Below are 1,723 nucleotides of genomic sequence, written 5' to 3'. Positions count from 1 at the left end.
TACTTAGATGTTTCAGTTCCCCCGGTTTGCCTCCTGTTGCTATGTATTCACAACAGGATACTTGCTTATGCAAGTGGGTTTCCCCATTCAGGAATCCCAGACTCAAAAGGTTATTACTACCTAATCTGGGCTTATCGCAAGTTATTACGCCTTTCATCGCCTCTGACTGCCAAGGCATCCACCGTGTACGCTTAGTCACTTAACCATACAACCCGAAAGGGTCTTAGTGTATGGCAACTAACCAAGGTTTTTGGTTGTCATCAAGAAGGGTTAATTCTTGATAACTGTTTGCCGGACTCAATTGTGATTCAAACAAGTTTGAATCGAATACAAGACACTTGAATGTGTTTGTTGTGTTTATCTAATGAAAGATAAACATTGAGAACTTTTAAATTTGATTGAATTACTCGTAAGTAAATCAATCAGTCAGCTTTCCAAATTGTTAAAGAGCATGAGACTTTAAGAACCAGTGTTCTAAATTTCACATTTTCTAAAGACTCTCAGGGTCAAACACACCAACCAACGACAAAAGAAGTGGTTTGGATATGACTATAACCAAGAATATTTAGAGAATGGTGGGCGATACCGGGCTCGAACCAGTGACCCCCTGCTTGTAAGGCAGGTGCTCTCCCAACTGAGCTAATCGCCCACGATAGTTTTAATTCCTTCGCGGAGAAAGAATGGTGGGTCGTGCAGGATTCGAACCTGCGACCAATTGATTAAAAGTCAACTGCTCTACCAACTGAGCTAACGACCCAATGGTATCCCGTAGGGGAGTCGAACCCCTGTTACCGCCGTGAAAGGGCGGTGTCCTAGGCCTCTAGACGAACGGGACACTGGATATTGAAGAACTTGGGAGTTCTTCGTCTCTTTACTTTTCTAAACCTAATCAATCTGTGTGGGTACTCATCGTGACTATCTTCGTATAAGGAGGTGATCCAGCCCCAGGTTCCCCTAGGGCTACCTTGTTACGACTTCACCCCAGTCATGAACCACAAAGTGGTGAGCGTCCTCCCCGAAAGGTTAAACTACCCACTTCTTTTGCAGCCCACTCCCATGGTGTGACGGGCGGTGTGTACAAGGCCCGGGAACGTATTCACCGTGACATTCTGATTCACGATTACTAGCGATTCCGACTTCATGGAGTCGAGTTGCAGACTCCAATCCGGACTACGACGCACTTTTTGGGATTCGCTCACTATCGCTAGCTTGCTGCCCTCTGTATGCGCCATTGTAGCACGTGTGTAGCCCTACTCGTAAGGGCCATGATGACTTGACGTCGTCCCCACCTTCCTCCGGTTTATCACCGGCAGTCTCCCTGGAGTTCCCGACATTACTCGCTGGCAAACAAGGATAAGGGTTGCGCTCGTTGCGGGACTTAACCCAACATTTCACAACACGAGCTGACGACAGCCATGCAGCACCTGTCTCAGAGCTCCCGAAGGCACACCTGCGTCTCCGCTGGCTTCTCTGGATGTCAAGAGTAGGTAAGGTTCTTCGCGTTGCATCGAATTAAACCACATGCTCCACCGCTTGTGCGGGCCCCCGTCAATTCATTTGAGTTTTAATCTTGCGACCGTACTCCCCAGGCGGTCTACTTAACGCGTTAGCTCCGAAAGCCACGGCTCAAGGCCACAACCTCCAAGTAGACATCGTTTACGGCGTGGACTACCAGGGTATCTAATCCTGTTTGCTCCCCACGCTTTCGCATCTGAGTGTCAGT

General features: G+C 48.1%; 3 tRNA genes and 2 rRNA genes. All 5 read right to left on the bottom strand.

Annotation, left to right across the window (positions count from 1 at the left end):
- Positions 1-205: ribosomal RNA gene (locus tag ACED28_RS23150) — 23S ribosomal RNA — on the bottom strand; the annotation flags it as partial.
- A 368-nt stretch (positions 206-573) separates the two neighbouring features.
- Positions 574-649: transfer RNA gene (locus tag ACED28_RS23145), tRNA-Val, on the bottom strand.
- A 32-nt stretch (positions 650-681) separates the two neighbouring features.
- Positions 682-757, bottom strand: a tRNA-Lys gene (locus ACED28_RS23140).
- Between the two features lie 2 nt (positions 758-759).
- Positions 760-835 (bottom strand) — tRNA-Glu (locus ACED28_RS23135).
- 91 nt (positions 836-926) lie between these two features.
- Positions 927-1,723, bottom strand: a 16S ribosomal RNA gene (locus tag ACED28_RS23130); the annotation flags it as partial.

The sequence above is a fragment of the Vibrio sp. 1F253 genome, from assembly GCF_041439295.1.
GTDB lineage: Bacteria > Pseudomonadota > Gammaproteobacteria > Enterobacterales > Vibrionaceae > Vibrio > Vibrio tasmaniensis_A.
Note: the sequence above shows the minus strand (reverse complement) of the source record. Positions and strands in the feature narration are given on the sequence as shown.